At 69.0% G+C, this 26,955-nt stretch carries 23 protein-coding genes and 1 tRNA gene; 14 read left to right on the top strand and 10 right to left on the bottom strand.

From position 1 onward, the window contains the following. Positions 1 to 365 precede the first annotated feature (365 nt). The gene (locus tag MFF22_RS10895; protein ID WP_238248994.1) at positions 366 to 1,061 is read left to right on the top strand and encodes a CatB-related O-acetyltransferase; all 696 of its coding nucleotides are present in this window, start codon (positions 366 to 368) and stop codon (positions 1,059 to 1,061) included. Between the two features lie 490 nt (positions 1,062 to 1,551). Here MFF22_RS10895 and MFF22_RS10900 read toward each other — a convergent pair whose 3' ends face one another. Next, positions 1,552 to 3,141, bottom strand: coding sequence for a family 16 glycosylhydrolase (locus MFF22_RS10900; RefSeq protein WP_238248995.1), 1,590 nt, complete (start codon positions 3,139 to 3,141; stop codon positions 1,552 to 1,554). Positions 3,142 to 3,687: 546 nt separating this feature from the next. On the opposite strand from MFF22_RS10900, the gene MFF22_RS10905 reads away from it, so the two are divergent. From MFF22_RS10905 to ubiG, 4 genes are all read left to right on the top strand, one after another. Then, entirely contained in the window at positions 3,688 to 4,020 is a 333-nt protein-coding gene (locus MFF22_RS10905; protein ID WP_238248996.1) for a hypothetical protein, read from the top strand. 273 nt (positions 4,021 to 4,293) lie between these two features. Then, positions 4,294 to 4,716: a hypothetical protein gene (locus MFF22_RS10910; RefSeq protein ID WP_238248997.1), complete on the top strand. Its 423-nt coding sequence runs from the start codon at positions 4,294 to 4,296 to the stop codon at positions 4,714 to 4,716. 576 nt (positions 4,717 to 5,292) lie between these two features. Then, positions 5,293 to 6,063, top strand: a complete 771-nt coding sequence (locus MFF22_RS10915) for a methyltransferase family protein (RefSeq protein ID WP_238248998.1) — start codon at positions 5,293 to 5,295, stop codon at positions 6,061 to 6,063. Continuing rightward, positions 6,060 to 6,764, top strand: a complete 705-nt coding sequence (gene ubiG, locus MFF22_RS10920) for a bifunctional 2-polyprenyl-6-hydroxyphenol methylase/3-demethylubiquinol 3-O-methyltransferase UbiG (RefSeq protein WP_238248999.1) — start codon at positions 6,060 to 6,062, stop codon at positions 6,762 to 6,764. The genes MFF22_RS10915 and ubiG overlap by 4 nt, the downstream gene beginning before the upstream one ends. Here ubiG and MFF22_RS10925 read toward each other — a convergent pair. The 5 genes from MFF22_RS10925 to MFF22_RS10945 all read right to left on the bottom strand — a co-directional run bounded on the left by MFF22_RS10925 (position 6,743) and on the right by MFF22_RS10945 (position 12,945). Beyond that, the gene (locus MFF22_RS10925; protein ID WP_370877569.1) at positions 6,743 to 8,254 is read right to left on the bottom strand and encodes a DHA2 family efflux MFS transporter permease subunit; all 1,512 of its coding nucleotides are present in this window, start codon (positions 8,252 to 8,254) and stop codon (positions 6,743 to 6,745) included. The genes ubiG and MFF22_RS10925 overlap by 22 nt on opposite strands. 77 nt (positions 8,255 to 8,331) lie before the next feature. Beyond that, positions 8,332 to 8,835: an isoprenylcysteine carboxyl methyltransferase family protein gene (locus MFF22_RS10930; protein ID WP_238249000.1), complete on the bottom strand. Its 504-nt coding sequence runs from the start codon at positions 8,833 to 8,835 to the stop codon at positions 8,332 to 8,334. Then, complete coding sequence (locus MFF22_RS10935) at positions 8,832 to 9,884, bottom strand: type III polyketide synthase (protein WP_238249001.1); 1,053 nt, start codon at positions 9,882 to 9,884, stop codon at positions 8,832 to 8,834. The genes MFF22_RS10930 and MFF22_RS10935 overlap by 4 nt, the downstream gene beginning before the upstream one ends. 432 nt (positions 9,885 to 10,316) lie before the next feature. Then, positions 10,317 to 11,108, bottom strand: a complete 792-nt coding sequence (locus MFF22_RS10940; protein ID WP_238249002.1) for a DJ-1/PfpI family protein — start codon at positions 11,106 to 11,108, stop codon at positions 10,317 to 10,319. A gap of 400 nt (positions 11,109 to 11,508) precedes the next feature. After that, positions 11,509 to 12,945: an aminotransferase-like domain-containing protein gene (locus tag MFF22_RS10945; protein ID WP_238249157.1), complete on the bottom strand. Its 1,437-nt coding sequence runs from the start codon at positions 12,943 to 12,945 to the stop codon at positions 11,509 to 11,511. A gap of 359 nt (positions 12,946 to 13,304) precedes the next feature. Between MFF22_RS10945 and MFF22_RS10950 the strand changes: the two genes are divergently transcribed. From MFF22_RS10950 to MFF22_RS10990, 9 genes are all read left to right on the top strand, one after another. Next, positions 13,305 to 13,787, top strand: a complete 483-nt coding sequence (locus MFF22_RS10950; protein WP_007558304.1) for an MSMEG_0572/Sll0783 family nitrogen starvation response protein — start codon at positions 13,305 to 13,307, stop codon at positions 13,785 to 13,787. Between the two features lie 60 nt (positions 13,788 to 13,847). Further along, a complete protein-coding gene (locus MFF22_RS10955) occupies positions 13,848 to 14,924 on the top strand; it encodes a Nit6803 family nitrilase (protein WP_238249003.1) in 1,077 nt (358 codons plus the stop codon). Continuing rightward, on the top strand, positions 14,878 to 15,981 hold the full coding sequence (locus tag MFF22_RS10960) for an MSMEG_0568 family radical SAM protein (protein WP_238249158.1): 1,104 nt from the start codon (positions 14,878 to 14,880) through the stop codon (positions 15,979 to 15,981). Before MFF22_RS10955 ends, MFF22_RS10960 begins: the two co-directional genes overlap by 47 nt. After that, positions 15,978 to 16,523, top strand: coding sequence for an MSMEG_0567/Sll0786 family nitrogen starvation N-acetyltransferase (locus MFF22_RS10965; protein WP_238249004.1), 546 nt, complete (start codon positions 15,978 to 15,980; stop codon positions 16,521 to 16,523). The genes MFF22_RS10960 and MFF22_RS10965 overlap by 4 nt, the downstream gene beginning before the upstream one ends. After that, positions 16,523 to 17,533 carry a sll0787 family AIR synthase-like protein gene (locus MFF22_RS10970; RefSeq protein ID WP_238249005.1) on the top strand — a complete coding sequence of 337 codons (1,011 nt, stop codon included), beginning with the start codon at positions 16,523 to 16,525 and terminating at the stop codon, positions 17,531 to 17,533. Before MFF22_RS10965 ends, MFF22_RS10970 begins: the two co-directional genes overlap by 1 nt. Then, the gene (locus tag MFF22_RS10975; RefSeq protein WP_238249006.1) at positions 17,530 to 18,720 is read left to right on the top strand and encodes an MSMEG_0565 family glycosyltransferase; all 1,191 of its coding nucleotides are present in this window, start codon (positions 17,530 to 17,532) and stop codon (positions 18,718 to 18,720) included. Before MFF22_RS10970 ends, MFF22_RS10975 begins: the two co-directional genes overlap by 4 nt. Continuing rightward, positions 18,713 to 18,994, top strand: coding sequence for an MSMEG_0570 family nitrogen starvation response protein (locus MFF22_RS10980; RefSeq protein ID WP_238249007.1), 282 nt, complete (start codon positions 18,713 to 18,715; stop codon positions 18,992 to 18,994). The genes MFF22_RS10975 and MFF22_RS10980 overlap by 8 nt, the downstream gene beginning before the upstream one ends. 27 nt (positions 18,995 to 19,021) lie before the next feature. Beyond that, positions 19,022 to 20,290 carry an MSMEG_0569 family flavin-dependent oxidoreductase gene (locus MFF22_RS10985; protein ID WP_238249008.1) on the top strand — a complete coding sequence of 423 codons (1,269 nt, stop codon included), beginning with the start codon at positions 19,022 to 19,024 and terminating at the stop codon, positions 20,288 to 20,290. A gap of 622 nt (positions 20,291 to 20,912) precedes the next feature. Next, on the top strand, positions 20,913 to 21,923 hold the full coding sequence (locus MFF22_RS10990; protein ID WP_238249009.1) for a transporter family protein: 1,011 nt from the start codon (positions 20,913 to 20,915) through the stop codon (positions 21,921 to 21,923). Positions 21,924 to 22,317: 394 nt separating this feature from the next. Here the strand turns inward: MFF22_RS10990 and MFF22_RS10995 are convergent. The 4 genes from MFF22_RS10995 to MFF22_RS11010 all read right to left on the bottom strand — a co-directional run bounded on the left by MFF22_RS10995 (position 22,318) and on the right by MFF22_RS11010 (position 26,898). Next, positions 22,318 to 22,392 (bottom strand) — tRNA-Thr (locus MFF22_RS10995). Positions 22,393 to 22,494: 102 nt separating this feature from the next. Beyond that, a complete protein-coding gene (locus tag MFF22_RS11000; RefSeq protein ID WP_238249010.1) occupies positions 22,495 to 22,932 on the bottom strand; it encodes an NUDIX hydrolase in 438 nt (145 codons plus the stop codon). Between the two features lie 171 nt (positions 22,933 to 23,103). Continuing rightward, entirely contained in the window at positions 23,104 to 24,657 is a 1,554-nt protein-coding gene (locus MFF22_RS11005) for a heme biosynthesis protein HemY (protein WP_238249011.1), read from the bottom strand. 111 nt (positions 24,658 to 24,768) lie between these two features. Continuing rightward, positions 24,769 to 26,898: a translation initiation factor 2 gene (locus MFF22_RS11010; protein WP_238249012.1), complete on the bottom strand. Its 2,130-nt coding sequence runs from the start codon at positions 26,896 to 26,898 to the stop codon at positions 24,769 to 24,771. Between the last annotated feature and the right edge of the window lie 57 nt (positions 26,899 to 26,955).

A 26,955-nucleotide genomic window follows, 5' to 3' on the forward strand; every position in this document is an offset into this window, starting at 1 on the left:
GGTCCACGCCGGATGAGTACTGAGCACGAAGATCCTACTGCAAACCAATGACGCACTAGGGCTACTGATTGCCCGAGCGACAGCCGGGACGAAATTCCTGGCCCAAGTCGTCCTAAAATCGATGACACGTCCTGAGCTCGCCACGTCCCGCACATCTTTGGTGGCGCAGCCACTCGTCTCCCCTGCGGCGCAGGCCTGAGATAAGTCCCATCCTTACGCGAGGATCCCTGCCCGTGATCATTGCGGGCGATCCGGCGTCAACATGCCTTCGCATCCGCATCGCACCCCCTATGCCCCTGGGCCTCATCGGGACGTCGTTTCCGTGTTAGAGTGTGCGTGTCCCGTCACAATCGTCATCTGTGCGCATGATCGAGCCGCAACCCGTCTTCGATAATCTCACCCGCTATCACTTCGCCCGGGAGATTGAGCGGTGGGGCTGGACGGTGGGGGCGCATACTTACGGTCGGGCTGCCGTCCTCGAGCCCGAAATGGCACGCCTGCACATCGGGCGTTTTTGTTCAATTGGCCCGGACGTCACGATTGCCCTCGGCAATCATCGAACCGACCTCGTGACGACGTACCCGTTCAAGGCTATTGCCGGGATCACTGGCGGGGGCCTGTGGCACGATGCGCTCACCTGCTCCGATGATCACGCCACCCGAGGCGACGTCGTGATCGGCGATGATGTCTGGCTTGGGGCGGGTAGTCTCATCCTGTCGGGCGTCACAATTGGAACCGGCGCGGTTGTCGGCGCCGGGTCCGTGGTCCGGCGCGATGTACCGCCCTACGCCATCGTCACCGGCGATCCCGCAGGGGTCATCCGATATCGGTTCGATCATGAGACGATCGCCCGACTTCTGAGTGTGGGATGGTGGGCGTGGTCAGACGACTTGATCGCTCAGTTCATGCCGCTCATTCTGGGAAGCAACATCAACGCGTTCCTGGAGGCCGCCGAGGCGCGTGAGGATGCCGGCTTACCGCGGGCTCGGGCCAAACCCGCCTCACCCAAAAGAAAGCCTTCGCGGAGAGCGACGTCGTCACGCCAGGATGTACGCTCCTGAGTTTCAATAGAGCTTTGCTTGGCCTTCCAAGCGTCATCGTGGCATCCTTGCTCACGAAAGCCGCCCTTCCGCCCGGGTGAACAGCTTTGTGCTCGGACCGATGGTGAGGGCTCTCCTCACGTTGGCAGAGCAGGCTGCCCTCTGCCGGCTCAGGCCCTCCGGCTTCCTGAATTCCGCAACCGTTGCGCAGGTGCCTACCGGGAATTCCGAAGCCCTGACTGCTCAAGCACCGTGTTGGCAGCGCTCGATTGCCTCACCCCGCCGCGATATGGTTGGACGGTCCCCGCCCGGTGTCGATTCCTGCTCGACTGACGAGACGCCACCGAGCGGAACCGTCCCACACGGCGCTCAGGACCGCGCCGCCTAAGACCACATACACCGGCAGCGACGACAACGGGCGCTGCTCTGGCGCGATCACACAGATCATATCCCTGCGGGCAGCTGGCTGGCATCCCAATTGCCCGCCAATGCGCTACGATTCACGGAAGGCTCATGCGAGCAACAAGCCATCGGCCGTGTGGACCGTGAATGCCGCTCCCTCATCGACCCACCCGGTTCCCGCTGCGCCGTGATTGATGCCGTAGGCCTCGGCACTGGAGGCCAAATGGTGGAGGCCGGTGGTGGTGTTGTAGAACCTCTCCAGTGTTTCCATGCCAGGGGCACCTGTGTTCGCCGCGTAAACTTCGAAGGCGACTCCCTCGTAGTGGTAGGTGCCGTTGCTTGCGATGATTTGATCCCGCTCCGTGGTGCTAGCGGTAAAGAAGTGTGTCCCAGATTTACTATCGAAAAAGCGGAATACGTCTTCGGTCCCCGCCCCTTTGTCCGGAGACGCCCAGCTTACACCCTCGTAGTTGTAATAGGGAATGGTTGCTTTGATCTGTTCGGCTTCCGAGGCACTCGCCGTGAAGAAATGATCCCCCGTATGCGTGTCGTAAAAGCGATAGACTCCGCTGAGATGGTCCGATGCGTTAGTATTGGAACTTGCTGTCGCGCCTGCCGCCGGGTTGACGACGGTTGCCGTATCGGCTGCGGATGTCGTCGTGGCGACAGCCGCTTGCGAAGAGGTCGTCGAAGTCGCCGCAACAGCCGCGGTGGTCGTATTGCTGACTGTCGCGCTGTCGGTCGTATGGGTTGCCGAGGTATCCGTTGCCGAGCTGACGGGCGTCACGGTGCCGGTCGACGCCGTGTCGACCGATTGCGTGGCCGCCGGCGCACTCACGGCCGTCGTGGGTGAAACGCTCGCAACCGGTTTCGCCACCGTCGCGCCGTAGGTCCCAGGATCGTTGCCATCCGGCGCGGAAACCGTGTCCTGCGCGATCGCGACGGCATTTGGGGCATTCGAATAGGCCCGGATGTAATCGATCGACGACGAGATAGGCACACCGGCGGCGTCTGCGTCCGATTGCGTCGCCAGGTCGGCCAACAGATACATCGGCCCGTGCATGTCGCTCGGCGTCGCCTGCGACCCGACCAGATGGCCATCGACATAGAAACTGATCTTGTCGGCTTCCCAGTCCATCCCGTAGGTATGATATCCGGGAGAGCTGGTCAGCTCGCTGTAGACCTGCAGTTCCTGCTGCCAATTTTGGTTCGGCGCGGCGTCCGTCGTATGGATCGTGCTGTAGACGCCCTTGTCGTTGGCGCCATAATGCTCGACAACATCGAGCTCCTGCCAACGACCAGCATTATTGGGGTCGGGCAGCGAATTGACCGGCAGAAGCCAGAATGCGTCCCACGCGCCCTTCAGGGACGAGAAGTCGGCGCGGATCTCGAAATAGCCGTAGGTCTGCGAGAAGTTGCCCTGCGTCGTGATCAGGCCGGATTCCCAGCTGCCGGGATATCCGGCGCTCGTCTGGTCAGGAACGGCCGTGATGGTCAGAGCGCCCCCAGCCACATGGAACGGGTCGTAACCCGAGGCGGGATCGACGAAGGAGGAGTGACCGAACCCGATGTCCGAGTTGGCATCGTACCGCCATTCCTGGCGGATATCCGCCCAGGTGGTTCCCGCACCGGTTTGGGAAATACTGCGCGTGTTGAATTCGTCGTCGAAGGTCAGTTTGTAACCGGTCAGATCGAGCATCGACGTACCTCAAGCAGACGCTTCCGACCCAACCACGTACAGATTACCAACCACCTAAGGACATTCGGCGAAAGCATCCGTTTACCGAGTGGTTCATCGCCAACTTGGTCGCAGCATGAAATAGTATCCATGCATCGTGGGGCACGCAGGCGTGAGATCGATAAGCGCCGTGCCCGCAAGCTTCAGGATGTAGTAACCTTCTTTTCAGCGCGCGATGCCCTTCGGGCCTCATACAGGAAAACTTATCCTTGCTGGTCTTCGCCGTTGGTGCGGAGAGTGCGGACGATGCCGCTCGTCTGAGGTTGTTTGTGGCCAAGGCAAGATACGGGGCAATGCCACGATCCAGGCAGCCGATCGCTGCAGCCTGCAGGCCGATCCCGACGAGGTCGCGGAGCGCTTGCGGCCCTTTTGATGGCACCACAGCCGGCCGTTGAACGGCGGCCCGGGACCGAGCCCTGCGCCCCGCTGCGGAACCATGACCGCGAACGGTGCTTGCCACGTGCATGCTCCGATGTCCGGGCAGATCAGAAGGACTTCCCCTCCTCGATGACGACGGTTCGATCCTCCCATGCCCGCGCCGGTTCAAACGGCTTCCGCGTCGCCGGCCTTCTCGTGGCCGCGAGCCTTGCGCTAGCCGGTCCCGCGGCGGCCCAGTCCGCCAAGAGCGCCGTCGATCAGCCGACGGCTGGAACGCTTCCGCCGGGGACATCGACGGTGAAGGGCAGCGGGTCCGCGCGCGACACGGGCAACGGCCAGGTCGCACCGCCCAGCGCGATCCAGTCCTCGACGGATGTGATGCAGGGTGGCGGATCGGTCCAGAGCAAGACCCAGGGGGGAACGACGGATCCGATCAAGCATCTCCCCAAGGACATGCGCTGACGGACATGCGCTGACGGGGACCGGCCCACCCGGATTCGCCGCGCACCGCCACGAACCAGGGTGCCGAGGGAGCCCGGCGCCGAAGGCTCTTACTTTCCAAATGACTGCGGCGGCCGACCCAGGGCACGGATTGTAAACCCTAAGTTGCCGCAAAAACGCTGTTTTAACCGCCTGAAAACCCGCCGAGCGCAGGAGATGACGTAAGCAAAAGAAACGTAGGCAGGCAAAGTGCTATCGCGGGAACTAGCTCGTAAACTGGTAAAGCTGCTTCCCTTGCTGGCAAGCGAGCAGGATGGCGAGGTCGCCGGCGCGGCACGAGCGATCACCCGCGCACTCGCCGCCGACAACCTCGATCTGCACGACCTCTCCCGGCTGTTGACGGGTCGAGCCAGTGCCGACAGCGCTCGGCACGATCACGCCAATCCCAAACCTCCCCACCCCGGAGAGACGCCGGAGGAGAGACGCTCCGAACCCCGGTTCAGACGCGTCCTGTTGACGGGAAAGATTCTGCTTCCCAACGGCGGAATCATCGATTGCAAAGTCAGGAACCGGTCTGCGGATGGCGCTCTCCTCCAGTTGGCGAGCCTGATCGGTATCCCGGACCAATTCGTTCTGCGGTTTCCATCGACCAACGAGGCTTTTGGCGTGGAAATAATCTGGCGCGGCGAGCGCGAGATCGGCGTCCGGAGGATATGACCGGGCCCCGCGTCACGCGGTCGGATCCAGTAGCCGTCTTCAAACCCGCTTTCGTCCGCTCCGCGCAAAACCCCACTGCGATCGCCTGAAGCCCATCGGCCGCTAATCGTCACGGCGCTCCTTGCCCGGACTCGTTCCGGATGCACGAGGGCCGACGTCGGCGCTGTCCGTGCGGTGATCGGCCCAATCGCCACCGCGCGGCCGCGCGGCTAGAGCGTCTTCCGGGAAATTGGATCACGTCATCACCGCTGTCATTGCGAGCGAAGCGAAGCAACCCAGGGATCCGCTCAGGTCTGAGATGTCCCGCTGCCCTGGATTGCTTCGCTTCGCTCGCAATGACGGAAAGCACGCGATCCAAGGATTTCCGAAACTGTGTCAGACGAACCGCCGTCGGAGCTGAACGCCCACCGCCCCGATGCAGGCGGTCCGCCGCCCACCGGATTGGCCTCGGAGCGATCCTGGATCTCACCGTGTCCCATCGCAAGCGAGTCCCGGCCCGGCCGGGCGTCCCTCCCCACCGGCCGATGCTCTGGCGGGCCGGGACATGGGCGCAACGTCCACACTGCGGGTTACCCAATGCATCCCCATGAGAGCAGCAGGCGCGAGCGGCGCATCGCCGTCGCGCTGGGCGTCTTGTGCCACATCCTCTTCGTCCTCGGAGTCGGGACGATGATGGTGGCGATGTTCTATGGGATGAGCCGGTCCCTCGGCCGGCTCGGCTCCCCCTGGGCCGGAATCGCCAACGGGTTGCTGCTGCTCCAGTTTCCGATCCTCCATTCCCTACTGTTGAGCCGGTCGGGCCGGCGCTTCATGAGCAACTTTGCCCCCGGCGGTCTCGGCGCAAAGCTGTCCACCACCATCTACGCGACGGTGGCATCCCTGCAGGTCGGGCTGCTGTTCGCGCTCTGGACCCCGAGCGGCGTCGTCTGGTGGCAGGCCGAGGGGCCGGCCCGCGTCGTCCTGTGCCTGTGCTACGCGGCGTCCTGGCTTCTCTTGTTGAAGTCCATCATCGATGCGGGCCTCCCCGTGCAGATCGGGCTGCTCGGCTGGTGGGCGGTCGCGCGGGGTCGAAAGCCGGTCTACCCGCCGATGCCGCGCCAGGGGCTGTTCCGCTTCTGCCGCCAGCCGATCTACCTCGCCTTCGCGCTCACCCTCTGGACGGTGCCGACCATCACGCCGGACCAGCTGTGCGTCGCCCTGGTCCTCACCGCCTATTGCGTGCTCGGCCCCCTGTTCAAGGAAGCGCGGTTTCACCGGATCTTCGGGGCGGAGTTTGCGGGCTATCAGCGGAGCGTGCCCTACTTCCTGCCCCGGCTTCCCCGGCGGAGCCGGCAGGACGTCGAATGACCGACAGCGGCACCAGCCTCTACGACCGCCACGGTCCGGATTGGTGGGGCGGCTCGACGCGCTGGCTCCGGCAATTGTCCAAGCTCGTCCCCGCACGCCTCGCCCGGTTCGACCCGGTGGTCGGCGACTGGCGCGGGCTCGCCGTGCTCGATCTCGGCTGCGGCGGCGGCTTCATGGCCGAAGCCCTGGCCCTCCGGGGTGCCGCTGTGACGGGGGTCGATCCCTCGGAACCGGCGCTCGAGGCGGCCCGCAGTCACGCGGCCGAGGGCTCGCTCTCGATCGCCTACAGGCAGGGCGTCGGCGAGGCGATCCCGGTGGCGACGGGCAGCATGGACGTCGTCGTCTGCGTCGACGTGCTGGAGCATGTCGATGACCTCGACAGGGTACTCGACGAGGTGCGCCGCGTCCTGAAGCCCGGGGGCCTGTTCCTCTTCGATACGGTCAACCGCACGTGGCTCGCCACGCTGGTGATGGTCCGGTTCGCCGAAACGATCCTGCGGATCCTGCCGCCGGGCACCCACGAGCCCGACCGGTTCGTCCGGCCCGAGGAGCTCCGCGCGGCGCTGTCAGCCCGCGGCTTCACGGTGCCGCCCTTCGTCGGGTTCGGGCCGCGCGGGCTCGATTCCCGCGGGGATTTCACCTTCGGGCCGCTCCCGACGACGGCGGTGCTGTATCTCGGTCAGGCCCGGGCACCCGGGTGAGGATCGTCCCCGGCCTCCCGCCAGGGGACGGGCGAACCGACGAAGAGCAACGTCACCACGGCGCCGAGGGTCAGGACCGCCACCAACGCCCAGGCCTCGCCGATCGCCTGCGCCAGGGCGGCCCGGCCGACGAGCTGCTCCAGCGCGGCCTTAAGCGCGGGCGTGAGCCGGCTCTCGCCGTCCTTGAGGGCGGCCACCGGGATCCCGAGGCTGATGGCCGTCGCCGCATCGCCCGCCGCGAGGCGTTCGAGGATCCCACGGCCGATGGCCGGCGTCCGGCCGAACACCAGCGAGCCGATCAGGGCGAGGCCCACGGCGCCGCCGAGGTTGCGCATCAGGTTGAACAGGCCGCTCGCATCGGGCACGCGGGCCGGGGGGAGATGCCCCAGGGCGAGGCGGGTCGGCGGCAGCAGACAGAACATGATCGCGCAACCGCGGATCACCTGGGGCCAGAACATCGCATCGTAATCGGCCAAGGGCCCGTCCCAGGCACTCAATCCGAGGCCGACGCCGAACAGCACGAAGCCGAACAGGGTGAGGATGCGCCCGTCGATCCGGCGTTCCAGGATCACCGCCAGCGGCGCTGTGCAGAGCTGCGCCACGCCGGTCACGAGCATGATCTGCCCGATCCTCAAGGGATCGTGGCCGCGGACCAGGGCGAGGAACACGGGCATTAGGTAGATCATGCCGAACAGCCCGATACCGAGCACGAAGCTGAGGATGCACCCCATGGCGAAGGCGCGGTCGCCGAGGAGGCGCAGGTCGACGATCATGATCCTCGCCCGCAGCGTGCGGAACGCGAAGGCCCCGGCGGACGCGGCGCTGTAGGCGAGAAGGCCGAGCACCGGCCCGGAGAGCCAGCCGTTCTCCGGCGCCTGGGTGAGGCCGATCTCCAGGGTCGCGAGGCTCGAGGCCAGGAGGGCGAGGGCCGTCAGGTCGATGGCGCGCAGGCGATCGAGCGCCGTGTCGTCGCGTGGTAGCTGCAGCGCGCCGCAGAGGGCCGCCGCGATGCCGGGCGCGACGTTGATGAGGAACAGCCAGTGCCACGCGAAGGTCTGGGTGATCCACCCGCCGATCACGGGGCCGACCGTGGGCGCCAGGACGGCGAGAACACCGGCCAGCGTCGTGGCGATGCCCTGCCGCTTCGGCGGGAACAACAGGAAGACGGCGGAGAACACCGCGGGGATGAGCGTGCCCCCGGCAAAGCCCTGGACCACGCGCCATGCGATCAGCGACGCGAAGCCCGTGCTCGCCGCGCAGCCCACCGAGGCGATGGTGAAGAGCGACACCGCCAGGACGAACAGCCAGCGCATCGTCAGGGCCCGCGTCAGCAGACCCGTGAGCGGAATGGCGACGACCTCGGCGACCAGATAGGCGGTCTGGATCCAGGTCATGGCGGCGGGCGGGATGCCCAGGGCCTCCTGGATGGTCGGCAGTGAGGTCGCCACCACCTGGACGTCCAGGATCGCCATGAACATGCCGACGCACATGGCGACGAAGCCGAGCGTGTGGGTCCCCGTCCCGGTCCCTGCCCGGGTGCGGGAGGACGGCTTGTCCTGCACTATCGTCACACCGGCACCGCCGGGCCCACGGCCAGCGCCCGGTTCTCGGCCCGGATTCGCACGACGAGGATAGCCGCGTTGAGGGCGCTGAACAGGAGCGCGAACCAGGGCAGGTGGAAGGTCAGGGGCAGCACGGCGATCTCGGACGCCACGACGACATAGTTGGGGTGGGACAGCCAGCGGTAGGGTCCGGTGGCGACCAGGGGGCGGCCGGGTGCGATGATGATGCGCGTCGTCCAGCGCGGACCGAGGGTCGCGATGACCCAGACGCGCAGGAGCTGGAGCAGGCCGAACAGGGCGAGCCAGACCGGCTGAACCGGCGCGTTCCAGGCGAAGTACCACAGGCCGGCGAGCCACAGCGCGTGGACCGCGATGATGCCGGGGTAATGCCCCGGCGCGACTTCGACCGCGCCGGCGGCGAGCAGGCGCCGGGTGTTGCGGCGCGCGAGGACGAGCTCGCCGAGCCGCTGAACGGTCACGAGCGCCAGGATCAATGTCGCGAAAGTCACGCCGCGCGCCTCAGCACCGCGCAGCTCGCCGTGAAGCCCGGGCCGAGGGCGGTGATTGCCGTCATGTCCGGCAACCCCTGTTTCAGCACGCGCTCCAGCACGAAGAGGACCGTGGGCGAGGACATGTTGCCATGCTCCCGCAGGACGTCGCGCTCATGATCGAGGGTCCCGCTTTCCAGGGCGAGGGCACTTTCCAACGACGAGACGACCTTGCGTCCGCCGGGATGACAGACGAACCGGTCGATCTCGGCCATGGAGAGACCCGCGTTGGCAAGAATCCCCGAGACGGCCGGCCCGACCTTGGTGCGGGCGAAGGGGGGGATGGCCTGGGCGAAGATCACCCCGAATCCCATCGGATCGACCGCCCAGCCCATGACGTCGAGCGTATCGGGCCACGTGTGCTCGCCGGTGGCTTCGACGGAGGCGAGGCCGCCGTCCCCGGCCCGGAGAACGCAGGCGGCCGCGCCGTCCCCGAACAGGGCCGTCGCGACGATGTTGGCCTTCGTCAGCAGGTCGAGCCGGAACGACAGGGTGCACAGCTCGATCACCACGACGAGGACGTTGGTCCCCGGACGGGCCTCCGCGAGCCGCGCGCCGATGGACAGGCCCGAGACGCCGGCGGCGCAGCCGAGGCCGAAGACCGGGACGCGGGACACGTCCGGGCGGAACCCCATCGCGGCCGAGACCCGCGCCTCGAGGCTCGGCGTCGCCACCCCGGTGGAGGTCACCGTCACCACCGTATCGACGTCGGCCCCGGACAGACCCGCCGCCTTGAGCGCCCGGCCCGCCGCCTCGATGAAGAGGGCTTCGCCGCCTTCGATGAACGCCGCCGTCCGCTCGGGCCAGCCCAGGGTCTGCCGATACCAGTCGAGCGGCCGGACCGACTGTCGGGTCTCGATGCCGGAGGTCGTAAAGACCTTCGAGAGCCGTTCGAAATCGTCATAGCGAAGCGAGAACATTTCCCCAGCGACGGCAGCGACATCGGTTTGATCGAGCTGGAACGGCGGCGAGGCCGTTGCCAGTGACAGCAGGTGGGCTGGATTACGCAAAATTAATCTTTCAATGTGGCCCAGGCGCGGGCCTGTATTGGTATGAATTAACTGGTGCGGCAGGACATTTTCGCGTTCGGTCTTCTACTATAACTTTTCTATACGCCCAGCCTACAGGAGTCGAAGACTGAACGTGTCACGATGCCGCGCTCTCAAGGGTGCGCGTCACCATTGTGCGACAGGAATTTGTGAAGCGCTTCTTCGGCTCGTCTATCCGGCGTCGAACCGGGATCGAAAGGCTCGCCCTCTCACCCTTGTGAGAACCGGTGCGGCATGCGGCATCTCCGAGCATCCCCACCCGCCGCCCCCGTCAGGACGAGCCAGCGCCGAGCCATGACGGTACGGGTGTGAGCCTCAGCCGAGGTCTACGCCGATCCCCATGAGCGCGAGGGCAGATGAGCCGCCCTCCGGTGCGCCCGAGACTGCCATGGTTCATGGCTTGGGACGCGTTGCGGCTTCGGCAACCGCCCGCGAGTCGGCGACGAGATCGTGGAGAATCGTCAAGGCATCGTGGGTGATCTTCGGACCTGCCGTGACGGGGCTTCCCGCGGCGAAGGGCGGTTCCGGTGCATACTCGGCCACGAGCTGTGCCGTTTGGGCATACGCGTCGCCACGCAGCCGCGCGGCGAGGGCAAGGGCGAAGTCGAGCCCTGCGGAGATGCCGGCGGCGGTCACGCGGTTGCGGTCGAACACGACGCGCTCGTTCACCGGTATCGCCCCGAGGAGCGGAAGGACGGTGTCACGCACGCACCAGTGAGAGGTCGCGCGGTACCCTTGCAACAATCCTGCGGCACCGAGGATCAGGGATCCTGTGCAGACGCTCGTGACCCACCTCGTCCGGCTGGCCCGGTCGCGGAGAAATGCCAGGGTGTCGGGATCGCGCATCTGCCCCGGCGTGCCGTCACCGCCGGGCACGAACAGAACGTCGAGCTCGCCCGGGCAGTCGGCGAAGCTCGTGGTGGCGATCAGGCTCAGGCCGGTGTCGCTGGGGACCGGGCCGGCGGTCCTTGCCACGAGGGTGAGGCTCCCGGGGGCGAGACCCGCCAGCAGCTCCTGCGGGCCGACCAGATCGAGCGCCGTCATGCCCGGATACAGCAGCATGGCGATACGCACCGGCGGCCTCGTCCCGGAGGGACCCGATGCCTCCTGCGCCCGGGCGGGCCGGGTCATCATCAGGCTGGCCGCGGCGAGTGCCGCGGCGCCGACCTCGCGCCTACTCACCATGGCCGGTCCCACGAGAAGCGGCTGCCGCTAAGAGGGTAGGTCCGGTGTGAGGCGGCATGCGGATCACCACGGGGGGCACACAGGAACGGATGGGAGACCGCTTAATCGCCAGAGAAGCCCAAAACGAGGCGTCGTCAGCACACCACCGCCTGCCCATCCCGTCGCGGATCGCTCGCCGCGACATAGCCTTCCCCTGCCGGATCGCCCCTCCGCCTGATGAACTGGCCATAAGGCGGAATCTCGTGCAGCGCGGAGCCGCCGGGGAGGTTCGCATGCTACCGAAGGATCGCGGCGGGTGCGAGGCGGCCGTCCGGCGCGACGTCCCCACCCGCCAATCCCGTCTTGAAGAGCATCGGCACGACCGGATCCGAGCCATTCGTTCGAGCGCGCAACGAGCGGCTCAGATGTAGTTCGAGGCGAGGGCCGGCGAGCCTTCGAGGGCGTGGGCGAGCATCTCCAACCCACGGGTGATCTGCTGCCGGGTCGAGGGGCCGCCGAGGCACAGGCGCACCGCCTCCGGCGGCGTTCCCGCCACGCAGAAGGCGTCGCTGCTCACCACGCCGAGGGCCGCGGACCGTCCCTGGCTGGCGAAGGCGGAGCGCGTCCAGCCCGCCGGCAGGGTGATCCACACATGAAATCCGTGCGGATCGGCAGTGTAGGTGCTTGCCGGGAGCAGGGAGGCCGCGATGCGCTGCCGTGCGGCCGATTCCTCGCGCACGAACTGCACGATCGCCTCCGCCGTGCCGTCCATGATCCAGCGCGTCGTCAGCGCCGTCGCGATCGGCGAGGCCATGACGGTCGCGGCGCGCAGGGCCCCCGCGAGCGGCAGGGTCGTCCGGGCGCTTGGAGTCACGAGGAAGGCGAGACGCAGCCCGGCGCCCAGACACTTGGCGACGCCGGCCACGTAGTAGGTGATCTCGGGCGCGAGCTCCGCGAAGCTCGGGGGAGGGGCCGGGCAGATCCGGGCGTAGGCGTCGTCCTCGATGATGGCCACGGCGTAACGCCGGGCCACGGCGATGATCGCTTCCCGGCGGGAGCGGGGCAGGGTCGCGGTGGTCGGGTTCTGCAAAAGGGGATTCAGATAGATCGCCTTCGGGGCCACCTTGGTGCAGGCGGCGGCGAAGGCATCCGGATCGACCCCGTACCGGTCCATGGGCAGGTCGACGAGCCGCAATCCCAGATGCGCCGAGAGCGAGCGGATGCCCGGATAGGTAATCCGCTCGGCGCAGATCGTGTCCCCTGGCCGGGCGACCTGACCCAGCACGCTGAACAGGGCGCTGTGCGTGCCGGGGCAGATCAGCAGGCGCTCCCGGGCCGTGCCGATGCCGCGCCCCCTCAGCCATCGCAGGGCGGCTTCCTTGTCCGCGTCGGAGCCGCCGAACCCCTGGTAGCGCAGAAGGTTGGCGAGATCGCTCGACAAGTCCGCGAACGAGGCCTGCATGCGCGCCTGCAGGGCGGATGTATCGGGCTCGGGCGGGAGATTCATGGTGAAGTCCACCGGCCCGATCCGCGTCGCACCGGCGGCCGCACCCGGGCGCCCTGACCGCGCCGGATCGACCACGAAGGTGCCCTGGCCGACGCGCCCCTCGATCAGGCCGCGCTTGTGAGCCTCGACGTATCCCCGGGACACCGTCGTGAAGTTGAGGTCGAGGGCGTCGGCGAGGGCCCGCTGGGTGGGAAGACGCGTGCCCGGCGTGAGCCGCCCCGTGCGGATGTCCTCCGCGAGGGCCTCCGCGATGGCGAGATAGTGGGGCTTGCCCCAGCGCTTGAGGTCCGGCGTCCAATGCCCCGTCGAGCCTGAGGGACCCGGCCGTTCGTCCCGTTCCGTCGAGCCCATCCGTCCGACGCCCATGCGGTCATCATGCAATCAATGGTCGATTGTATGGCTAGCAAGCGTCATACCGTAATCCCTTGCGGATGCGTTCAAGTTGTCTGTCCATACAATGCAAGCAATTGGTGGCGCCATTTCGAGCATAGAATGAATAAGCAGGAAGCAAAATTTGCTTGTCCTGCGGGCCGTGATCCGCAAAGTCGCGATATCCGGTCACTCGAATTGATCGCATAATTGTATGCAGATCACTGTGGCGGATTGATCGGCTCTTTGATCGAGGACGCTTGGCACATCGCTTGCCCTATTCCGGGGTGACCGCTCGCGGCTCCGCACGCCGCGGTCCACCTGTTCAAGGAGCGAGTGACATGCCTGCCGTGAACCGCGAACATCACAAGAAGGGTGATTTCCTGGTCGACTACGAGGAGAAGGTCTTCGAGGACGTGAAGGCCGAGCCGGGCCAGAAGGCCCTCGTCACCTTCCACACCGTCGCGTTCGAAGGCTCCATCGGCCTCGTCAACCTGCTCCAGGCCACCCGCCTCCAGCGCAAGGGCTTCGAGACCTCCATCCTGCTCTACGGGCCCGGCATCACCCTCGGCGTCCAGCGCGGCTTCCCGCGGCTCGGCGACGAGGCTTTCCCGGGCCACCTGAACTTCAACAACCAGCTCGAGAAGTTCATGGCCGAGGGTGGCAAGGTCTATGCCTGCCGGTTCTCGACCCAGGCGCTGTACGGCCACGGCGAAGCGGCCTTCATCGAGGGCATCCGCATGATCAACCCCCTCGACGTGCTCGACTGCATCCTCCTGCACAAGCGCGACAACGCGGTAATCATCGACACCTGGACCGTCTGACCCGCGCCACGCATCCGGCGGCCGCGCGACGCGGCCGCCGTCTCAGCCGGAGGACCTGCCATGTCAGAGAACCGGATCGTGCGGGCCGCCGCCGTCCAGATCGCGCCGGACCTCGAGAGGCCGGACGGGACTTTGGAGCGCGTGCTCAACGCCATCGACGAGGCCGCCGCCAAGGGCGCGCGCTTCATGGTCTTCCCCGAGACCTTCGTTCCCTACTACCCATATTTCTCCTTCGTCCTCCCGCCCGCGATGCAGGGGCCCGAACACCTTCGCCTCTACGAGAGGGCGGTCGTCGTGCCGGGTCCGGTGACGCAGGCCGTCTCTGCTGCCGCCCGGCGCCACGGCGCGGTCATCGTGCTCGGCGTCAACGAGCGCGACCACGGCTCCCTCTACAACGCGCAACTGATCTTCGATGCGGATGGCGCACTGAAGCTCAAGCGCCGCAAGATCACCCCGACCTACCACGAGCGCATGATCTGGGGGCAGGGCGACGGGGCGGGCCTCGCGGTGGTCGAGACCGCCGTCGGCCGGGTCGGCGCGCTCGCCTGCTGGGAGCACTACAACCCGCTCGCCCGCTACGCCCTGATGGCCCGCCACGAGGAGATCCACGCGGCGCAGTTCCCGGGCTCCCTGGTCGGCCAGATTTTCGCCGACCAGATGGAGGTCACGATCCGCCACCACGCCCTGGAAGCGGCCTGCTTCGTGGTGAACGCCACGGGCTGGCTCACCGACGAGCAGGTGGCGCAGGTCTGCCCGGACGAGCGCCTGCGCGGCGCCTGCCGCGGCGGCAACTGCACGGCGATCGTCTCGCCCGAGGGCCGGCACCTGGCCGAGCCCCTCGGGTCCGGGGAGGGCATCCTCGTCGCCGACATGGACCTCGCCCTCGTCACCAAGCGCAAGCGGATGATGGATTCGGTCGGCCATTACGCCCGGCCCGAGCTCCTCAGCCTCGTCCACGACGACCGCCCGGCCTCCTTCGTGCACCAGCCTCACCGTTCCCAGCCCGATGTCCGGAGCCTCGACCATGAGCAGCAGCCCGCTTCCGACGAGCCTTCCCGCCTTCCCGCCGGTCGTGGCGGGTCTGGCCGGGATGCCGACGGAGCGCCTGATCAACGCGTTGCAATCGTACGGCGTTAGGCTCGCCGACAGCCGCGCCGGGGCGCCGAGCCGCCGGGGAGGGGCGGGGCCTTCGGACCACAAGGCGATGACCATCGCCGGCCGCACCGTGATGGTCCCGGTCCATACCGAGGCCGCCTTCGACTCGCCCTTCCTCGTGCGCCGCCCGGATGCGGACGGGGTCTCGGTGATCGAGCATGAGGGGGTGGTGATCGGCCGGGCCACATTCCCCGGCAAGCCGCGCTTCTACGCGCTCTCGACCTTCGACGGCGTGCCCTATTCGAAGATCGCGGTGCTGCACGGAAAAGACGTGCTCGCCACCACCGTGCTGCAGACCTGCATCCGCTACCAGAGCCGGACGAAGACCTGCCAGTTCTGCTCCATCGGCCAGTCGCTCGCCGCCGGCCGCACCGTCGCGCACAAGACGCCGGACCAGCTCGCCGAGGTGGCCCGCGCCGCCGTGCTGCTCGACGGCGTCAAGCACATGGTGATGACCACCGGCACGCCCAACGCCACCGACCGGGGCGCGGCGATCCTGTGCGAGAGCGCCTTCGCCGTGAAGGCGGCCGTGGACCTGCCGATCCAGGCCCAGTGCGAGCCGCCGGACGACGACCGCTGGTTCGAGCGGATGAAGGCCTCGGGCATCGACGCCCTCGGCATGCATCTGGAGGCCGTCACGCCGGAGGTGCGGGCGCGGATCATGCCCGGCAAGGCCGGCGTGCCGCTGGAGCGCTACTTTGCAGCCTTCGAGGCCGCCGTGGCGGTCTTCGGGCGGGGGCAAGTCTCGACCTACATCCTCGCCGGCCTCGGCGACACGCCGGAGGCGATCCTGGCCATGGCCGGGCGCCTGATCGGGATGGGCGTCTACCCCTTCGTGGTCCCCTTCGTGCCGATCTCGGGCACGCCGCTGGAGAGCCACCCGGCCCCCGGCCCTGACTTCATGCACGCCATCCTCGCCCCCCTCGCGGAGATGCTCGGGCGGGCGGATCTGCGCTCCACCGACATCAAGGCCGGTTGCGGCCGCTGCGGCGCCTGCTCGGCGCTCTCCACCTACGAGCGCGCGGGGTTGGCGGCATGATCCTCGATCCCGTGCCCCCGTACCGCCCGAGCCATTTCCGGGTAAAGTTCGCGGTCGCGCCCTGGGAGCGACGCGCCTGCGCCGCCCTGCGCCGCCAGGTGTTCTGCCAGGAGCAGGGCCTGTTCGAGGGCGACGACCGGGACGCGATCGACGCGCATGCCATCCCGATCTGCGCCCTCTCGACCCTGGCCGGGGACGCCGACGCGGTGGTCGGGACCGTGCGCATCCACGAGGTCGCGGAGCGGCCCGGCGAATGGTGGGGCTCGCGGCTCGCCGTCGAGCGCAGCTTCCGCGGCACCGCCGCCCTCGGCGCCGGGCTCATCCAGGTGGCGGTCTCCTCGGCCCATGCCCGCGGCTGCACCCGCTTCTTCGCCCATGTGCAGGAGAAGAACGTCCCGCTCTTCCAGGCCCTGGACTGGGAGAGCCTCGCCGGCCTGGATCTTCACGGGCGCCCCCACTGTCTGATGCGGGCGGATCTTTCGGCCTACCCGCCGATGCACGACCCGGAGCACGGGCTCGTCACCTTCCGCAGGGCCGCCTGATGAACGCGCCCCTCGATCTCCGGGCCTTCGATCTCGAGGCCCTCGCCGGCCAGATCCGGGAGGCGCGGGGCGTCGCCCACAAGCGGGACATCGACGCCGTGGTCGGCCGGCTCGGGCTGGGCAGCCGGCACGACGCGGTGGCGGTCGGCGACGACTGCGCCGCCATTCCCGACGGCGAGGGCCATCTGCTGTTCGCCATTGAGGGATTCCTCGAAGGCTTCGTCGCCGCCGACCCGTATTTCGCCGGGTATTGCGGGATCATGGTCAACCTCAGCGACGTCGCCGCCATGGGCGGGCGTCCGCTCGCCGTCGTGGACGCCCTGTGGAGCCGGGATGCCGGCGCGGCCGACCCGATCCTCGCCGGCCTCTCCGATGCGGCGGCGCTCTACGGCGTGCCCATCGTCGGGGGCCACACCAACACCCGCGCCGGCGCCGGCAACCTCGCCGTCGCCATCCTCGGCCGGGCGGGCCCGCGCCTGCTGACGAGCTTCGACGCGGCGCCGGGCGACGACCTCGTCGCGGCCATCGACCTGCGCGGGCGCTTCCGCGAGCCGCACCCGTATTGGGACGCGTCGACCGGCGCGCCGGGCGGGCGGTTGCGGGGCGACCTCGCCCTCCTGCCCGGCCTCGCGGAGGACGGCCTCTGCCACGCCGCCAAGGACATCAGCATGGCGGGAATCGTCGGGACGGCGCTGATGCTGCTCGAATGCTCCGGCGTCGGCGGCCTCATCGACCTCGACGCGATCCCCCGGCCCGACCACGTTCCCCTGGCCCGCTGGCTGACCGCCTTCCCGAGCTTCGGCTACCTCCTGAGCCTGCGCCCGGACCGCACCCCGGCCGTGCTCGCCCGCTTCGCGGAGCGAGGCATCGCCGCCGCGCGGATCGGCGGCCTCGATGCCAGCCGCGTCGCGCGGGTGCGGGATCGCGGTGGCGACGAGGCGGTGGTCTGGGACTTTCAGGCGAGCCCGCTCATCGGCTGCGGCCGGGACGGGGCGGGGGCCGCATCGTGACCGGCCTTCGCATCGCTATCCTGACCCATTCCACCAACCCGCGGGGCGGCGTCGCCCATTGCCTCGCCCTCGGCGAGGCCCTCTGCGCCCTCGGGCACGAGGCCGTGGTCCATGCCCCCGACCCGACCGGCCGGGGCTTCTTCCGGGACGCAGCCTGTCCCACCCTGCCGGTGGCCGCCGAGGCGGTCGCGGGCAAGACAGTCGCGGGCAAGACGGTCGACCTCGTCCGGGCCCGCATCTACGATTACCTGCGCCACTTCGCGACGCCGGCCGCCTGCGACTTCGACGTCTTCCACGCCCATGACGGCATCGGCGGCAACGCGCTGGCAACCCTGAAGCATCGACGCCTCATCCCGGGCTTCGCGCGCACCGTCCATCACGTCGACAGCTTCTCCGATCCGATGCTCGCGGAATGGCAGGACCGCGCGATCCGGGAGGCCACGCGCCTGCTCTGCGTCAGCCGCCTCTGGGCGGACTGGATCCGGGACGACCTCGGCGCGGCGGCGGAGGTCGTCGGGAACGGGGTGGACCTGTCGGCCTTCCGCCCTGAGCCGGAGGCGGCGGATGCGACCCTGCGGATCCGGCTCGGCCTCGGGCCGGGGCCGGTGGTCCTCAGTGTCGGCGGCTTCGAGGAGCGCAAGAACACGGCGGGCATCATCGCGGCCTTCGCGCGGTTGCGCGCGGTTCACCCGCAGGCGCAACTCGTGGTGGCCGGCGGCGCCTCGCTCCTCGACCATACCTCCTATCGCGCCCGCTGCCGTGCGGCGCTGGCCGCCGCCGGGCTCGAGGTCGGGCACGGGCTGGCAGTCATCGAGACGGGCCCGGTCCCGCAGGCCGACATGGCCGGGCTCTACCGGGTCGCGGACGTGCTCGCCTTCCCGTCCTGGAAGGAAGGGTTCGGGCTCTGCGTCCTGGAAGCGATGGCCTGCGGCACGCCCGCCATCGTGTCCCGCCAGCCGCCCTTCACCGAGTATCTCGCGGCGGACGATGCCCTGTTCGTCGACCCCGCCGACCCGGACGGGATCGCCCGGGCGATGGCCGCCGCCCTGACGCCGGAGGTCCGCGCCGGCCTGCGCGCGGCCGGGCTCAAACGGGCCGCCTTCCATGCGTGGCGCGCCTGCGCCGAACGCCACCTCGATGCCTATGCGGGCTGCGCCCGCGTCCGGCCGGAGCCGATCCATGCCTGAGATGCGCTTCCATGTCCGCTGGCCCGATGGCCGGCGCGAGGCCTGCTACTCCCCCTCCCTGGTGGTGAGAGACTACTTGGCGGCGGGGGAGAGCTACGCCCTCGACGACTTCGTCGAAAAGACCCGCACGGCCCTCACGATCGCCAGCGAGCGGGTGCGCGAGAAGTACGGCTTCGCGTGCTCCTCGGCCCTCGACCAGCTCGCTCGCATCGAGGCCGCGGCGAAGGGGCAGGCCCCCGATGGCCGGGTCACGGTCGAAACCTTCGAGCTCTAGCCAAGCGCATTCGCACGGAGCGCGCCCATGACCTCCCCACCCCGCCACGTTCCCGTCGCCATCGTCGGCGGCGGCCAAGCCGGCCTGTCGGTGAGCTACCACCTGAAGGAGCGGGGGATCGACCACCTCGTCTTCGAGAAGGAGACCGCCGCCCACACCTGGGCGACCCAGCGCTGGGACACGTTCTGCCTCGTCACGCCGAACTGGCAATGCGACCTGCCGGGCCACCGCTACGACGGCCCGGACCCGGACGGTTTCATGAAGAAGGACGAGATCGTCGCCTACCTGAAGGCCTTCGTCGCCAAGGTGAAGCCGCCAATCCGCGAGGGCGTCGCGGTCACGCGCGTGGAGCGACGGGAGGACGGCCTCTTCGCGGTCCAGACCTCCGAAGGCGACTACACTGCGCAGGCAGTCGTGGTCGCCTCGGGGGGCTACCACACCCCGATCATCCCGCGCATGGCCGAGAAACTGCCCAGTACGGTCACGCAGATCCACTCGAACCAGTACCGCACCCCCACCCAGCTGCCGGAGGGCGAGGTGCTGGTCGTCGGCTCGGGTCAGTCCGGCGCCCAGATCGCCGAGGACCTGCACCTCGCGGGGCGCAGGGTGCATCTGGCGGTGGGCGACGCGCCCCGCTGCGCCCGGTTCTACCGGGGGCGGGACGTCGTCACTTGGCTCGCCGACATGGGCTATTACTCGATGACCGTCGATGACCATCCGCTGCGCGACGGCGTCCGGGACAACACCAACCACTACGTGACCGGCCGCGACGGCGGGCGCGACATCGACCTGCGCCGCTTCGCGACCGAGGGCATGGCGCTCTACGGCGCGCTGGAGGATTACGAGGCCGGCAGCCTGCGCTTCCGCGACACCCTCAAGCGCTCCCTCGACCAGGCAGACCGGACCTACAACAGCATCAACGCGGCCATCGACAAGCACATCGCCGAGAACGGGATCGAGGCCCCGGCGCAGGCGCACTACACGCCGGTCTGGGAGCCGGAGGAGCCGGTCACCCACCTCACCCTCGACGGGTCCGGCATCACCGGCATCGTCTGGTGCATCGGCTTCACGCCGGATTTCCGCTGGCTCGACGCGTCGGTGTTCAACGGGGCCGGACGGCCCAAGCACAAGCGAGGCGTGACGGCCGAGGACGGCGTCTATTTCATCGGCCTGCCGTGGCTGAACACCTGGGGCTCCGGCCGGTTCGGCGCGGTCGGCCGCGACGCCGAGTACATCGTGCAGGTCATCCAGACACGCCTCGGCGCCGAACGGATCGCGCTGAAATACGCGGTCTAGCAGGTTGCTGAAAAGGTCTCGCGGTCATTGCGAGCATCAGCGAAGCAATGACGAGAGGAGCACGACCGGCGCTCATTCCCGGAAACGTCAAAACACCGTCTCGGCAGCCTGCTGGAGGAGCGCCGCGATCGAACGGGTTGGCTCAACCTGCTTCCCTTCTTCTGCCATCATCCTGAGGGGCCGCGCCAGCCGCCTCGAAGACCTCATCCTGAGGTGCGGCGTCAGCCGCCTCGAAGGAGGGCTCCAGATAACGCCGCGATCCCTGGATCCCTCCTTCGAGGCCCGCCGAGGCGGGCGCCTCAGGATGAGGGGGAGGGTTGGGGCCGCCTCGGGCAGCGGGACCACCCACGCGCTCTGCCCATCGCCGAAGCATTTGCCTCCTAGGCAGGCGTGTTATCGCCGCAACACTGCTGCATCTCTTCGATTTCCAATCGATTGAGATAGTAGACTCGCAGTCGAAGCGTGGCACAATCAATTTGTAATTGGGAATGCATGCAAATTGATAGCATTTCCATACAACCAAAACACGGCAACTGCACGATAACAACAGGGCGAGACCTACGCCGGGGCGATCCGGCGAACGGCAACGCTTGGCCTGGGCTCGGCGAAAGGGGATTTGACCATGCTGAAGAGGTGGACGGCAGTACTCACGGGAGCCGCGGCAGTCGCCTTGAGCGCCACCGCGTCCTACGCGCAATCGACGACGGTCCCGGGCGAGCAGGTCGGCCTCGCCGCCGGCGCACCCTTGCCGGAGGGGCTCTACGCCGTCGACACCTTCACCTACCGGCGCACGGACCAGCCGAACTCGGCGGATACGTCCGTCAACGTCCCGTTCCTGCTGTGGTCGACGCCGTTCACGCCCCTTGGCGGCCGCATCGAGGCCCTGGTGGCGCAGCCCACCGTGTTCGCCTTCACGCGCAACGGCGCCGGCCAGGGCAACAAGGACATCTCGATCAATGTCGGCACCCTCCTCGCCGGCATCTGGGCGTTCGACCTCGGCGGCAATTTCGGCGTCAGCCTCCTCGGCGGCGTTCACCTGAACGACCTCGACGCCGGGCGCGGCTCGCTGTTCACCGGCGCGTTCGCGCCGAACCCCCGGGTGCCGGGTGGCCTGAGCCCCGTGGGCACGCCGGTCCTGCCGATCTTCTCCTCGAACACCTACCGCTTCGGCGTGGCGGGCAGCTACACCGGCGATGGCTGGGACATCACAGCGAACCTGACCGCCAACATCTACGATTCACCCGGCCGGTTCGGTGGTCCGGTCGGCGCCGTGATCGGTCCGATCCGCCTGTCCGACGCCCTCAACCTCGACCTGACGGCGACCAAGACCTTCGGCAATTTTGAGATCGGCGCCGTCGGCTACGGCACCTACAATTTCGACATCAGCCAGTTCAGCGCGGCGGTGAACAACCGCGGCCGCTTCGCCCTCGGCGGTCTCGTGGGCTACGACTTCAAGGTGTTCAAGGTTCAGGCCTATGTCGCCCGCGATGTGGTCACCGGTGCGCAATACACGAATGCCCTGGGTCGGACCCGCGACAACTACTCGACCGACGGCTGGATCCGCTTCATCATCCCGCTCTACACACCGCCGGCCGTCTCGCCCGTCGCCGCGCCGCTGATGCGCAAAGGCTGAACCGACAGGATCGAGCGCCGCGGCCCCCGGGGGCCGCGGCGCTGACGGAATCGGAGTGGCAATCCTTCCCAGGGCGATCACTTCGATGGGGCCGGGCGGTTCCGTCTCAACAGCCCAATCCGCTCGGCCCCGCTTCTTCCAGCCCTCTCGCGGAACGGCCTCGCCGACCGCGTCCAGCGCCCGCCGTCGTACGTGGCAGCGCCCGGCAGCTTTAGCGCCAGATAAATGCCCGCCCCATCGGGGGGAAAGTGGTGCTCGGTGTGGCTATGGGTGCCAATTTGTCAGGACGGACGACGGCCGCGAACGAGTCCCGAACCCGTTCCCACTTCGATTCCACCCGTGCGTTTAGCGAGGCCGGAAATCTCTAAGCGTTTCAGTTTGCTGAAAAGTGAGATGGTGCTGCGAGACAGGATTGAACTGTCGACCTCTTCATTACCAATGAAGTGCTCTACCACTGAGCTACCGCAGCATCGTGCATCCCGGGGGATGCGAGGCGGGGAGGTGGCCGTCTGGGCCGTTCCGTCCGCGCGAGTGGGGCCATAACGGATCATGGCCGGCTTGGCAACGCCCGTCAGGCGTCCAACGTCGTCTCGCCGCCCGCTTCCGCGTTCGGCCGCGAAGGCAACACGGCACGGATGATCGCCGCAAGGCCCGGTTCCGTCACCGCCTCCGCCGCCTCCACAGGCGTAAACCAGCGCAATTCCCGCTGGTGCGCCTCGGGGAAACGCTTCAGCTGCTTGCGCACCTGCAGCGGAAACACCTTCACCTTGCAGGTGACCGCGTCGAGGTTCTTCAGGCGCTTCTCGTAGAGGTAATAGCCGAGGGGGCGCTTGCCGACCTCCCCGCGCAGTCCCGCCTCCTCGTAGGCCTCCTGCGCCGCCGCCTCGAAGGGCTTGAGCCCCTTCATCGGCCAGCCCTTCGGGATCACCCAGCGGCGACTCTCCCGCGACGTGACGAGCAAAACCTTCACCACGCCATCGCGGCCGCGGCAGATCGGCAGGACCCCCACTTGCCGCCGGGGCTCGTCTCCCTCGTCCTGAAGGAGATGGGAAGGCTGCTGCCGGCGCGTCGCAGGCTTGGCAGGTTGAACAGAGATGACGCGCTCCTCACGACGCCCGAGCCCCACGCCCGCGACGCCTCGCGGGCAGAATGCTCCGCCCGCATTAGAATGACCAGTTGTCTAGATATTGCTACGTCCTGCCCGGGGGGCAAGATCGACATCCTGTGCAGGAATGTCACGCGTGCCGGCCGGCAGGGTCTGAATCGCCTTCGGAGAACCGGAGGCCGGAACGGGGAGCGCCGCGGCGGCCATTCCGGCCGAGACGGGGTCGGCGACCGGCGCAGGGGTTTTCTCGGGGGCGGGCGGCTTCGCCGGAACCAGGACCGGCACCTCGTGCGGCGCGTGCGGCGCGTCGTCGTCCCGCGCAGCCTGCTCCGTCGGGGCGCCGAGGGCGCTGGGCGGAGCCTCCCACCGGAAGGCGTCGAGCTGCCCGGTCACGGGAGAAATCGGCTCCCACGTCTGCGAGGCGGCACCGTCGGCGAACCAGAGCGGGTCCCGCGGGGCCCGGGCGGCCCGGGAGAGCCATTCCCGCGCCCGGCCGGACTGGGCGCCGTACTCGGCCTCGTCGATGGCCGCCATCATCAGGCAGGTGCGCGCGGTGGGCTGGTCGGCGACGAGGGGCTTGAGCGCCTCCCGGGCCCGGCCGAACTCCTTGGCGTCGAGGCCGGCCTGGGCCACCGCGAGGCGAGCCTCCGGGTCCCAGGAGGATATCCTGGCCAGCGTCTCGGCGCGGTAGAGCCGGTCGCGCACGGAATCCCCGGTGCGCAGGCCGAGATAGACCTTGGCGAGGTCGGGATGCGGGTTGGCCCGCCACGCGGCCTCCACGATCTTGGCGGCCTTCTTCAGGTCGCCCCGGCGGGCGAGCAGCCGCCCGGCGAGGCAGGCCGCAGGCACGAGGTCGGGGGCGAGCTTCACGGCCTGGAGCACGCGCTCCGTCGCGGCTTCCGGCTCCCCGGCTTCCCGGTCCCGGGCGATGGCGGTGAGCAGCACCGCCTTCTGCCGCCGGGCGACCTGCTTGTCGATGAGCCCCAGCGAGGCGCGGCGCTCCACCGTCTCGAGGGCGCCGGTCCAGTCGGTGTCGGCGCAATGGGCCTCGAGCATGGCATCGTTGGCCCAGGTCACGCTCGGCGCCAGCCGGGCGGCCTCCGAGGCGTAGGCCCGGGCGGCGATCTCGTCGTCCCGGCGCCTTGCCTCCACGAACAGCCCCCGCAGGCCGAGCACCCGGGTCTCGGGGTCGTCGGCCATCGCCTGGAAGGCGCGCTCGGCGCCTTCCCGGTCGCCGGAGATCTGCGCCGCCTGGGCCTTGAGCAACAGGGTCAGGGGCTCGGTGCCCAGCAGCCGCTCCGCATCGCCCGCGTAGCGCCGGGCGGCGAGGGGATCGCCCGACCCCACCGCGACCATGCCCCGCGACAGGGCCGAGAGCCCCTTGGTCCGGCGCCGCTCGGCCGAACCGCGGACCAGGGCCTCCGGCAGGCCGATCACCCCGCGCACGATCGCCCACACGATGCCGAGCACGATCGCCGCCGCGATCACGCCGACGATCGCCAGCGAGAGGCTGGTGCCGATCTGGTAGCCGTTCCACACCACCGTGACGGTGCCGGGCCTGTCGGCGATCCAGACCGCTCCGAAGGCGGCCACGGCCAGCAGGACGAGATAGGCGAGGGCGCGCCACATGGGGTCAGTCTCTCCTGGCGTCGGCCGTCCGGCGGCCGGCGCGGATGCGGGATGGCGCGGGGCCCCTGAGGCCCCGTGCCGACGGGTTGCGAAGGCGGGCGGGCGCCTTCGTCATTTCGCGGTGGGGGCGGGCAGGGCCTGGAACGCCGACGCGGTCAGCGCCTGCGATGCCTCGGCCGCCTTGGCCCGGGCCGACAGGGTCGCCCCAAAATCCCCGGCCTGGGCCTTCGCCTCGGGCGGCAGCGCCTCGAAGGCCTTGGCCGCCCCGGCGAGGTCGCCCCGGTCGAGGGCCGCCTGCACCGCCACTTCCGGCGCCGCCGCCGGCCCCTCGGCCGGGCCGGCATCGACCTTGCGCACCTGCACGAGGCTGTCGGCCATGTTCAGCAGCTTCGAGCGGAAGTCGCCGGTCTCGGAAGCCGCCTTGGCCTTCGCCGCCTGCCGGGCCTGGGCGATCTTGTCTGCGATGCCCCGGAAGGTCCCCGCGAGCTGCCCGGCGGTGGGCGCGCCCTTGTCGGCGAAGGGCGCCAGGGCGGAGGCTTGGTCCCCCGCGCCGGGATCGAGCTTGCGCAGGGTCGCCAGCGGCTCGGCATAGGGGACGCCGCTGGCAAGCGCCGAGGCGATCCGGTCTGCGACGACCACCTGTAGGGCCGCCTGGACGGTCGAGGTGGGGGCCCGGTCAGCCAAGCCCTTGTCGAGGGCAGCGATCCGGTCCGCCTGCTCGGCAAGCTTGCGGTCGGTCGCCTTGGCGGATTCCGCCGCCTGGGCCTGCCCGGCCTCCGCCGCCTTGCGGCTCGCGTCCGTGGCCGCCTGGACCGATTCGGTGGCGGATTTGACCCGTTCGTTGAGGCTTTGCTGGAGGGAGTCGAGGCGCTGGCCCAGGGCCGCGTCCGCGTCGGCATTCTGCTTGGTGCGGGTCTCAACCTCGCCCTTCAGGGCCGCGATCGCGTCGGCCGTCTGCTTGGCCTGCTCCTTGGCCTGTTCCTGGGCCTGACCGTCATTGGCCCCGCCCGAGGCGCTTTCCAGGGCCTTCACCCGGGCGTCGAGTTCGGCGAGCTGTTTCGTTCCGTCGGCCTGCGCCACGCCCAAACCGGTCGTGCCACCCTGGTCGCGGCCGGGCTCCTCCTGCAGAGCCGAGACCCGCTGGTCGAGGCTGTCGAGGCGGGAGACAAGGTCGGCCGGCAGGGCGGCCTGACCGCCGGCCGGGGCTTGTCCGGCATTGTTCGCCTTGTCGAGGGCCTGTTTGGCGGCCGCCTGGGCATCCGAGACGCGCTTATCGAGGGCGGCCACGGCATCCTTGGGCGCCAGCGATCCGACCCGTTGGTCGAGGGCAGCGATCTGCGCCGTGAGCGCCTGATCCTGGCCGTTCTGGCGACCCGCCTCACCGCCGATACCGGCTCTCTCCGCCGCGAAGAGCAGGCCCGCGCCGATCACGCCGCCGACGAGGCCCGCCGCGGCGATGGAGCCGAACCCGGCCCTCGCCCTTGCCGCGGAGGGCACGGAGGCCGCCGCCGCGGCGGCGCCAGTTCCCGACGCGCCGGAGCCGGAGCCGGTGGGGCTAGGCTTGGCGGTGGCATCCGGCTTGGCAGCCATGCTGGGCTTGGCCGCCGATCCCGCATCCGGAGGACGGGTTCCGGCGCCGGGCGCCTTCGGCCCGTCCTTGCCCGGAGAGGCGGCAGCCGGATCGGGGACGCGAGTCGCCTTGAGGTCGAGGATGGGGCCGGCCGTCACAGCCGCGCCCGCTACGGGGCCCGCCGGGCCGCCGGGCCGGGCACTGGGGCCGGCGGTGTTGACCGGGTCGGACTTCGACGGGTCCGTCTTCGGGGCGTCCGTCTTCGGGGCGTCCGTCTTGGATGAGTCGGTCTTCATGGAATCGATCTTGGGCGCGTCGGCGCCCATGGCGGTGGGCTTCGCCGCCTCGGGCTTGGTGCCGGCGGACGGGCCGACCGGCGCCGCACCGGGCTTCGGCGGAGTGCCGGCATGCGACGGCGTCACGGGCTTCGTCGCCGAGACCGGCACGGCCTCCGGCTTCAAGTCCGTCTTCGGATCCGCCTTGGGATCCACCTTCGGGTCGGACTTGGCCTCCGGCTTGGCGTTGCCGGCGGCCGGACCGGTCTTCGCCTCGTCGGAGGAGGCGACCTTCGGCGCCGGGGAGGACGGGCCGCCCTTCACGGGCGACGCGTCCGGCTTCCCGCCGGCCGGCCCGGAGCCGGGCTTGTCTGCGTCGCTGGGCGCTGGCGTCACGGGCAGATCCTCCACTCTCGGCGTCATGGCCGCCCCGGCTTCGGCGCGGCCCGTTCC

Origin of the sequence: Methylobacterium persicinum (genome assembly GCF_022179525.1) — a bacterium.
Lineage (GTDB): Bacteria > Pseudomonadota > Alphaproteobacteria > Rhizobiales > Beijerinckiaceae > Methylobacterium > Methylobacterium persicinum.

Bases quoted from the DNA above. Each gene is read 5' to 3' on its own strand.
- MFF22_RS11005 (WP_238249011.1), bottom strand. From the start codon at position 24,657: ATGTGGCGCGCCCTCGCCTATCTCGTCCTGCTGGCCGTGGCCGCCTTC.
- MFF22_RS10965 (WP_238249004.1), top strand. From the start codon at position 15,978: ATGATCCTCGATCCCGTGCCCCCGTACCGCCCGAGCCATTTCCGGGTA.
- MFF22_RS10915 (WP_238248998.1), top strand. From the start codon at position 5,293: ATGCATCCCCATGAGAGCAGCAGGCGCGAGCGGCGCATCGCCGTCGCG.
- MFF22_RS10960 (WP_238249158.1), top strand. From the start codon at position 14,878: ATGCCGACGGAGCGCCTGATCAACGCGTTGCAATCGTACGGCGTTAGG.
- MFF22_RS10990 (WP_238249009.1), top strand. From the start codon at position 20,913: ATGCTGAAGAGGTGGACGGCAGTACTCACGGGAGCCGCGGCAGTCGCC.
- ubiG (WP_238248999.1), top strand. From the start codon at position 6,060: ATGACCGACAGCGGCACCAGCCTCTACGACCGCCACGGTCCGGATTGG.
- MFF22_RS10980 (WP_238249007.1), top strand. From the start codon at position 18,713: ATGCCTGAGATGCGCTTCCATGTCCGCTGGCCCGATGGCCGGCGCGAG.
- MFF22_RS10970 (WP_238249005.1), top strand. From the start codon at position 16,523: ATGAACGCGCCCCTCGATCTCCGGGCCTTCGATCTCGAGGCCCTCGCC.
- MFF22_RS10940 (WP_238249002.1), bottom strand. From the start codon at position 11,108: ATGGTGAGTAGGCGCGAGGTCGGCGCCGCGGCACTCGCCGCGGCCAGC.
- MFF22_RS10905 (WP_238248996.1), top strand. From the start codon at position 3,688: ATGACGACGGTTCGATCCTCCCATGCCCGCGCCGGTTCAAACGGCTTC.
- MFF22_RS10900 (WP_238248995.1), bottom strand. From the start codon at position 3,141: ATGCTCGATCTGACCGGTTACAAACTGACCTTCGACGACGAATTCAAC.
- MFF22_RS10950 (WP_007558304.1), top strand. From the start codon at position 13,305: ATGCCTGCCGTGAACCGCGAACATCACAAGAAGGGTGATTTCCTGGTC.
- MFF22_RS10945 (WP_238249157.1), bottom strand. From the start codon at position 12,945: ATGGGCTCGACGGAACGGGACGAACGGCCGGGTCCCTCAGGCTCGACG.
- MFF22_RS10895 (WP_238248994.1), top strand. From the start codon at position 366: ATGATCGAGCCGCAACCCGTCTTCGATAATCTCACCCGCTATCACTTC.
- MFF22_RS10925 (WP_370877569.1), bottom strand. From the start codon at position 8,254: ATGTGCGTCGGCATGTTCATGGCGATCCTGGACGTCCAGGTGGTGGCG.
- MFF22_RS10955 (WP_238249003.1), top strand. From the start codon at position 13,848: ATGTCAGAGAACCGGATCGTGCGGGCCGCCGCCGTCCAGATCGCGCCG.
- MFF22_RS10985 (WP_238249008.1), top strand. From the start codon at position 19,022: ATGACCTCCCCACCCCGCCACGTTCCCGTCGCCATCGTCGGCGGCGGC.